Source organism: Mycolicibacterium arseniciresistens (assembly GCF_030519285.1).
GTDB lineage: Bacteria > Actinomycetota > Actinomycetes > Mycobacteriales > Mycobacteriaceae > Mycobacterium > Mycobacterium arseniciresistens.
Genome location: NZ_JAUMSQ010000297.1, coordinates 1 through 6,777 on the forward strand (window position 1 = coordinate 1; position 6,777 = coordinate 6,777).

A 6,777-nucleotide genomic window follows, 5' to 3' on the forward strand; every position below is an offset into this window, starting at 1 on the left:
GGAGACCGTCACCGGACGGGTCCGCGGCGAGGTGTCGGCCGGTCACCGGGAGTTCTCGGGGATCCCGTACGCGGCGCCGCCGACGGGCCCGCTGCGCTTCCGCCCGCCGGCGCAGGCGCAGCCATGGGCCGACGTGCGCGACGCCACCCACCCGGGTCCCCGCTGCATCCAGGACCCCACTGCCGACCTGGAATTCGGCAGGCAGACCGACGAGGACTGCCTGACGCTGAACGTGTGGACGCCGCCGGTGTCTGCCGAGCCCAAGCCGGTGATGGTGTGGATACACGGCGGCGCGTTCGTCAACGGCAGCGGCGGTGTCTACAACGGCAGCTGGCTGGCGTCGCGGGGTGACATCGTCGTGGTGACGGTGAACTACCGGCTCGGCACGCTGGGCTTCCTGGCCCACCCGGCGCTGGGGCCGGCCGGCGACGTCGGCAACTACGGGCTCGCCGACCAGCAGGCCGCGCTGCGCTGGGTGCGCGACAACATCAGCCGGTTCGGCGGCGACCCCGGCAGGGTCACCGTGGCCGGCGAGTCGGCCGGCGGCATGTCGGTCTGCGACCACCTGGTCGCGCCAGGCTCCACAGACCTGTTCCGGGCGGCGGTCGTGATGAGCGCCCCGTGCCAGGTGCAGGCCGACCTGCCGACCGCCGAACGCGCCAGCGTGGACTACGCCGCCCGCGCCGGTTGCGCCGATCCGGGCACCGCGGCCGAGTGCCTGCGCGACCTGCCCGTCGACAAGCTCCGCGAGCCGGTCTGGTACACCGGCATCGGCGAGGACCGCCTGACCGGTCCGGTGACCGGGACACGGACGCTGCCGGTCGACCCGGTGCGGACCATGGCCGACGGCCGGGCGCTCGAGGTGCCCGTGCTGATCGGCACCACCCGCGACGAGTTCACCCTGTTCGTCGCGCTGCAGTATCTGCGGGGCGTGCGCTATCCCGACACCGAATACCCTGCGCTGCTGCGCGACACGTTCGGTGACGACGCTGCGGCGGTGGCCGCGCGCTATCCGCTCGCCGACTATCCCGATGCGGCACTGGCCTACTCGGCGGCCGTCACCGACGGGGCGTTCGCCTGCGTCACCGACCGGATGGCCGACGGCCTGACCCGCAGCGGACCGGTGTACGCCTACGAGTTCAACGACCGCGACGCGCCCGCGCCCGAGCCGCTGCGGACGCTGCCGTTCAAGGTGGGCGCCAGCCACTCACTCGAGCTGCGCTACCTGTTCGACGTGGGCGGCGCGCCTGCGCTGTCGGACGACCAGCACCGGCTCTCCGACCAGATGATCGACTACTGGAGCCGCTTCGTGACCACCGGGAAGCCCGACGCGGTGGGCCAGCCCGACTGGCCCGCGCTCGACGGCATCGCCGACCCGGCGCGGATGTCGTTGCAGCCGGGCGGCAGCCGCATCGTCGACACCTTCGACGCCGAACACCGCTGCCCGTTCTGGGCCGGGCTCGAGTAGCCCGCGGGCGGATCAGGCCGGTGTCACCCAGGTGGTGATCTCGGCGTGCACCACCTCCTCGCCGCCGCGGTCGGTGACCGTGACGGGGACCACGAGATCGGCGCCCTCGGTGATGGCCGTGAAGTCCGGCGGGTCGAGCCGGGCCGTCGCCCGCAGCGACGTCGTCGCCTTCTGCAGGTACTGCACCGTCATCGCCTTGGGGATCCACCGGTGCGTGGTCGGCACCGTGGCCTCCATCAACATGCCCATCGCCATCTCGGCGGCGTTGCACGACGCGATCGCGTGCACCGTGTGCAGGTGGTTGTGGACGAAGAACCACTTCGGCACCGCGACCTCCGCCAGCCCGGGCTCCATGCGCACCACGTGCGGCGCGATCGAGGCGAAGTAGGGCACCCGCGCGATCGCCGCGGCGGAGAACAGGCGGCTGCCCGCAGGCACGCCGGCCAGTCGCTGCCAGGCCCGGTACGTGCTGGTCGTCTCACTCATCCGCGCTACCTTACTCGCGAGTAAGTTGACCGGTCGCGGACCGCGGTGTTCAGCTGGGTGACGACGCCGTTTCCCGTGCACACGACCCGTGCCCGGTGCGCTGTCGGGCGGCCGGCCAGCAATTTGGATGACGCCCGCTCTTGAGGCATACTGTTCGGGTTGCCTTGAGCCGGGTTCACACCTGGCCGGGCATGCGACTGGCACCCGAAGGGGTGCATCCGGTCCCAACTCTCGATCGTGGCGGTTTTCCGGCGCGGGCGAGTGTGCGCGAGGGCGACACACCCGAGCGCGGGGGTCGGTGAACCAGAGACAGATACACAGCGGCGGCAACAGCCAGCGCGACGCCCACGGGCGGAGCGCAGCAACACCAGGTCCGATTGGGTCCCCCAGTCGGAACACAAGCAGGAGTGAGGTAGGAAAAGCGTGGCGGGACAAAAGATCCGCATCAGGCTCAAGGCCTACGACCACGAGGCGATCGACGCCTCGGCGCGCAAGATCGTGGAGACGGTCACCCGTACCGGTGCCAGCGTGGTGGGCCCAGTGCCGCTGCCGACCGAGAAGAACGTGTACTGCGTCATCCGGTCCCCGCACAAGTACAAAGACTCGCGGGAGCACTTCGAGATGCGTACACACAAGCGGCTGATCGACATCCTCGACCCGACGCCGAAGACCGTTGACGCCCTCATGCGCATCGATCTGCCGGCCAGCGTCGACGTCAACATCCAGTAGGAGACCCAAGAGAAATGGCTAGAAAGAGCATTCTGGGCACCAAGCTGGGCATGACGCAGGTGTTCGACGAGAACAACAAGGTCGTGCCGGTGACGGTCGTCAAGGCCGGCCCGAACGTCGTGACGATGATCCGTACTCCGGAGCGCGACGGCTACAGCGCGGTGCAGCTCGCCTACGGCGAGATCAGCCCCCGCAAGGTCAACAAACCGGTGTCCGGCCAGTACGCCGCGGCGGGCGTGAACCCGCGCCGTCACATCGCCGAGTTCCGGCTCGACGACGAGACCGCTGCCGCCGAGTACGAGGTCGGCCAGGAGCTGACGGCGGAGATCTTCGCCGACGGCGCCTTCGTCGACGTGACGGGCACCAGCAAGGGCAAGGGCTTCGCAGGCACCATGAAGCGGCACGGCTTCAAGGGCCAGGGCGCAGCGCACGGCGCCCAGGCGGTGCACCGTCGTCCCGGTTCCATCGGTGGCTGCGCCACCCCCGGCCGGGTGTTCAAGGGCACGCGCATGTCGGGCCGGATGGGCCACGACCGCATCACCACCCAGAACCTGAAGGTGCACAAAGTCGACGCCGAGAACGGCGTCCTGCTGATCAAGGGCGCCATCCCGGGCCGCAACGGTGGCCTCGTGATGGTCCGCAGCGCAATCAAGCGAGGCGAGAAGTAATGGCCGACAAGACGCAGACACTGACGATCGACGTCCTCACCCCGGGCGGCACGAAGGACGGCTCCGTGGAGCTGCCCGCCGAGCTGTTCGACGTGGAGCCCAACATCGCGCTGATGCATCAGGTGGTGAACGCGCAGCTGGCCGCCAAGCGGCAGGGCACGCACTCCACCAAGACGCGCGGCGAGGTGCGCGGCGGCGGCAAGAAGCCGTACCGGCAGAAGGGCACCGGTCGTGCCCGCCAGGGTTCGACACGCGCGCCGCAGTTCACCGGCGGTGGCGTCGTGCACGGCCCGCAGCCGCGTGACTACAGCCAGCGCACCCCGAAGAAGATGATCGCCGCCGCACTGCGCGGGGCGCTCTCGGACCGGGCCCGCAACGGCCGTATCCACGCCGTCACCGAGTTCGTCGAGGGCCAGGCCCCGTCGACGAAGAGCGCCAAGACGTTCCTGGCCACGCTGACCGATCGCCCGCAGGTGCTGCTGGTCGTCGGCCGGACCGACGTGACCGGCACGCTCAGCGTGCGGAACCTGCCTGGCGTGCACGTGATCTCGCCGGACCAGCTCAACACCTACGACGTGTTGAAGGCCGACGACGTGATCTTCAGCGTCGAGGCGCTGAACACCTACATCACAACGGCCACCCGCAGCGCGGCGGCCAAGGACGAGGAGGTGTCGGCCTGATGGCGACCGTGACTGACCCCCGCGACATCATCCTGGCCCCGGTCATCTCCGAGAAGAGCTACGGGCTGATCGAGGACAACGTGTACACGTTCGTGGTGCACCCGGACTCGAACAAGACCCAGATCAAGATCGCGATCGAGAAGATCTTCAAGGTCAAGGTCGACTCGGTGAACACCGCCAATCGTCAGGGCAAGCGCAAGCGCACCCGTGCGGGCTATGGCCAGCGCAAGAGCACCAAGCGCGCCATCGTCACGCTGGCTGCGGGCAGCAAGCCGATCGATCTGTTCGGAGCGCCGGCCTAGCCGGGGCAGGGACTGAGAGACTAGAGAGAGCTTTGTAGACATGGCTATTCGCAAGTACAAGCCGACGACCCCCGGTCGTCGCGGTGCCAGCGTCTCCGATTTCGCCGAGATCACCCGCTCGACTCCGGAGAAGTCGCTGATCCGCCCGCTGCACGGCAAGGGTGGTCGTAACGCCCACGGCCGCATCACCACCCGGCACAAGGGTGGCGGCCACAAGCGGGCCTACCGCCTCATCGACTTCCGTCGCCACGACAAGGACGGCGTCGACGCCAAGGTCGCGCACATCGAGTACGACCCGAACCGCACCGCGAACATCGCACTGCTGCACTACCTGGACGGCGAAAAGCGCTACATCATCGCGCCGCAGGGACTCAAGCAGGGTGCGATCGTCGAGGCCGGCGCCAACGCCGACATCAAGCCCGGCAACAACCTGCCGCTGCGCAACATCCCGTCCGGCACCGTGATCCACGCCGTCGAGCTGCGTCCGGGCGGCGGCGCCAAGCTGGGCCGCTCGGCCGGTGTGAGCATCCAGCTGCTGGGCAAGGAGGGTCCCTACGCGACCCTTCGTATGCCGTCCGGTGAGATCCGCCGCGTCGACGTGCGCTGCCGCGCCACAGTCGGCGAGGTCGGCAACGCCGAGCAGGCCAACATCAACTGGGGCAAGGCCGGCCGGATGCGCTGGAAGGGCAAGCGCCCGACCGTCCGTGGTGTCGTGATGAACCCGGTCGACCACCCGCACGGTGGTGGCGAGGGCAAGACCTCCGGTGGTCGGCACCCGGTGAGCCCGTGGGGCAAGCCGGAAGGCCGCACCCGCAAGAACAAGCCGAGCGACAAGCTCATCGTCCGACGCCGGCGCACCGGCAAGAACAAGCGCTAGGCCGGGAAGGATCCAACGATGCCACGCAGCCTGAAGAAGGGCCCGTTCGTCGACGACCATCTGCTCAAGAAGGTCGACGTCCAGAACGACAAGAACACCAAGCAGGTCATCAAGACCTGGTCGCGCCGGTCCACCATCATCCCGGACTTCATCGGCCACACGTTCGCGGTGCACGACGGCCGCAAGCATGTCCCGGTGTTCGTCACCGAGTCGATGGTCGGGCACAAGCTGGGCGAGTTCGCCCCCACCCGCACGTTCAAGGGTCACATCAAGGATGACCGGAAGGCGAAGCGCCGGTAATGAGTACTCCATCCGCAACAGTCACCGAATATCCGTCCGCTGTCGCGAAGGCGCGCTTCGTGCGCGTCTCGGCGAGCAAGGCGCGCCGGGTCATCGACCTGGTGCGCGGCAAGTCCGTCGCCGAGGCGCTCGACATCCTCCGGTGGGCACCGCAGGACGCCAGCGAGCCGGTCGCCAAGGTGATCGCCAGCGCGGCGGCCAACGCGCAGAACAACGACGGCCTCGACCCGTCCACCCTCGTGGTGGCGACGATCCACGCCGATGAGGGCCCGACCGCCAAGCGCATCCGTCCGCGCGCCCAGGGTCGTGCGTTCCGGATCCGCAAGCGCACCAGCCACATCACGGTGATCGTCGAGAGCCGGCCGCGTCGCGACAGCGGCCGTGGCAAGGCCGCAGGCGAGGCGTCGGCGAGCACCCGCTCGCGACGCGCGCAGGGCAGCAAGGCCGCCGCCGCCAAGACGGTTCCCGCCAAGGCGACTGCTGAGAAGGCGCCGGCCAAGAAGGCTGCCGCGAAGAAGACAGAAGCTTCTGACGAAGCGAAGGAGGGCTCAGAGTAGTGGGCCAGAAGATCAATCCCCACGGCTTCCGCCTCGGTATCACCACCGACTGGAAGTCCCGGTGGTATGCCGACAAGCAGTACAAGGACTACGTGAAGGAAGACGTCGCGATCCGGCGACTTCTCGCCACGGGCCTCGAGCGTGCCGGCATCGCCGACGTGGAGATCGAACGCACCCGTGACCGGGTCCGCGTCGACATCCACACCGCGCGTCCCGGCATCGTGATCGGCCGTCGCGGCACGGAGGCCGACCGCATCCGCGCCGACCTGGAGAAGCTGACCAAGAAGCAGGTCCAGCTCAACATCCTCGAGGTCAAGAACCCGGAGTCGGTGGCTCAGCTGGTGGCACAGGGTGTCGCCGAGCAGCTGTCCAACCGCGTGGCGTTCCGCCGGGCGATGCGCAAGGCCATCCAGTCGGCCATGCGTCAGCCCAACGTCAAGGGCATCCGCGTGCAGTGCTCCGGCCGCCTCGGCGGTGCGGAGATGAGCCGCTCGGAGTTCTACCGTGAGGGCCGGGTGCCGCTGCACACGCTGCGCGCCGACATCGACTACGGCCTCTACGAGGCCAAGACCACCTTCGGCCGGATCGGCGTGAAGGTGTGGATCTACAAGGGCGACATCGTCGGTGGCAAGCGTGAGCTGGCCGCCGCCGCACCGGCCGCAGACCGGCCGCGCCGCGAGCGTCCGTCGGGCACCCGTCCGCGCCGCAGC

At 69.0% G+C, this 6,777-nt stretch carries 10 protein-coding genes; 9 read left to right on the forward strand and 1 reads right to left on the reverse strand.

Annotation, left to right across the window (positions count from 1 at the left end; genetic code table 11):
- On the forward strand, positions 1 to 1,468 hold a 1,468-nt coding region (locus Q2100_RS26085), incomplete at its 5' end, for a carboxylesterase/lipase family protein (protein WP_302916401.1).
- 12 nt (positions 1,469 to 1,480) lie between these two features.
- Here the strand turns inward: Q2100_RS26085 and Q2100_RS26090 are convergent.
- The gene (locus Q2100_RS26090) at positions 1,481 to 1,954 is read right to left on the reverse strand and encodes a hotdog fold domain-containing protein (protein ID WP_302916402.1); all 474 of its coding nucleotides are present in this window, start codon (positions 1,952 to 1,954) and stop codon (positions 1,481 to 1,483) included.
- Positions 1,955 to 2,377: 423 nt separating this feature from the next.
- Here Q2100_RS26090 and rpsJ point away from each other — a divergent pair, with 423 nt between their 5' ends.
- The 8 genes from rpsJ to rpsC all read left to right on the forward strand — a co-directional run.
- The gene (gene rpsJ / locus Q2100_RS26095) at positions 2,378 to 2,683 is read left to right on the forward strand and encodes a 30S ribosomal protein S10 (RefSeq protein WP_003883485.1); all 306 of its coding nucleotides are present in this window, start codon (positions 2,378 to 2,380) and stop codon (positions 2,681 to 2,683) included.
- Positions 2,684 to 2,697: 14 nt separating this feature from the next.
- Complete coding sequence (rplC, locus tag Q2100_RS26100) at positions 2,698 to 3,351, forward strand: 50S ribosomal protein L3 (RefSeq protein WP_264011060.1); 654 nt, start codon at positions 2,698 to 2,700, stop codon at positions 3,349 to 3,351.
- A complete protein-coding gene (rplD, locus tag Q2100_RS26105) occupies positions 3,351 to 4,031 on the forward strand; it encodes a 50S ribosomal protein L4 (RefSeq protein ID WP_302916404.1) in 681 nt (226 codons plus the stop codon). The genes rplC and rplD overlap by 1 nt, the downstream gene beginning before the upstream one ends.
- Positions 4,031 to 4,333, forward strand: a complete 303-nt coding sequence (gene rplW, locus Q2100_RS26110) for a 50S ribosomal protein L23 (protein ID WP_264011062.1) — start codon at positions 4,031 to 4,033, stop codon at positions 4,331 to 4,333. Before rplD ends, rplW begins: the two co-directional genes overlap by 1 nt.
- A 40-nt stretch (positions 4,334 to 4,373) precedes the next feature.
- Complete coding sequence (gene rplB / locus Q2100_RS26115) at positions 4,374 to 5,210, forward strand: 50S ribosomal protein L2 (RefSeq protein WP_264011063.1); 837 nt, start codon at positions 4,374 to 4,376, stop codon at positions 5,208 to 5,210.
- 18 nt (positions 5,211 to 5,228) lie between these two features.
- Entirely contained in the window at positions 5,229 to 5,510 is a 282-nt protein-coding gene (gene rpsS / locus Q2100_RS26120; protein ID WP_260992268.1) for a 30S ribosomal protein S19, read from the forward strand.
- The gene (gene rplV, locus Q2100_RS26125; RefSeq protein WP_302916407.1) at positions 5,510 to 6,067 is read left to right on the forward strand and encodes a 50S ribosomal protein L22; all 558 of its coding nucleotides are present in this window, start codon (positions 5,510 to 5,512) and stop codon (positions 6,065 to 6,067) included. The genes rpsS and rplV overlap by 1 nt, the downstream gene beginning before the upstream one ends.
- A partial coding sequence (gene rpsC, locus Q2100_RS26130) for a 30S ribosomal protein S3 (protein WP_302916408.1) occupies positions 6,067 to 6,777 on the forward strand: 711 nt, incomplete at its 3' end. The genes rplV and rpsC, both read left to right, overlap by 1 nt.

Excerpts from the sequence above, each read along its gene's own strand:
- rplD (WP_302916404.1), top strand. The coding sequence starts at position 3,351 with ATGGCCGACAAGACGCAGACACTGACGATCGACGTCCTCACCCCGGGC.
- rplC (WP_264011060.1), top strand. The coding sequence starts at position 2,698 with ATGGCTAGAAAGAGCATTCTGGGCACCAAGCTGGGCATGACGCAGGTG.
- rplW (WP_264011062.1), top strand. The coding sequence starts at position 4,031 with ATGGCGACCGTGACTGACCCCCGCGACATCATCCTGGCCCCGGTCATC.
- rplB (WP_264011063.1), top strand. The coding sequence starts at position 4,374 with ATGGCTATTCGCAAGTACAAGCCGACGACCCCCGGTCGTCGCGGTGCC.
- rpsS (WP_260992268.1), top strand. The coding sequence starts at position 5,229 with ATGCCACGCAGCCTGAAGAAGGGCCCGTTCGTCGACGACCATCTGCTC.
- Q2100_RS26090 (WP_302916402.1), bottom strand. The coding sequence starts at position 1,954 with ATGAGTGAGACGACCAGCACGTACCGGGCCTGGCAGCGACTGGCCGGC.
- rplV (WP_302916407.1), top strand. The coding sequence starts at position 5,510 with ATGAGTACTCCATCCGCAACAGTCACCGAATATCCGTCCGCTGTCGCG.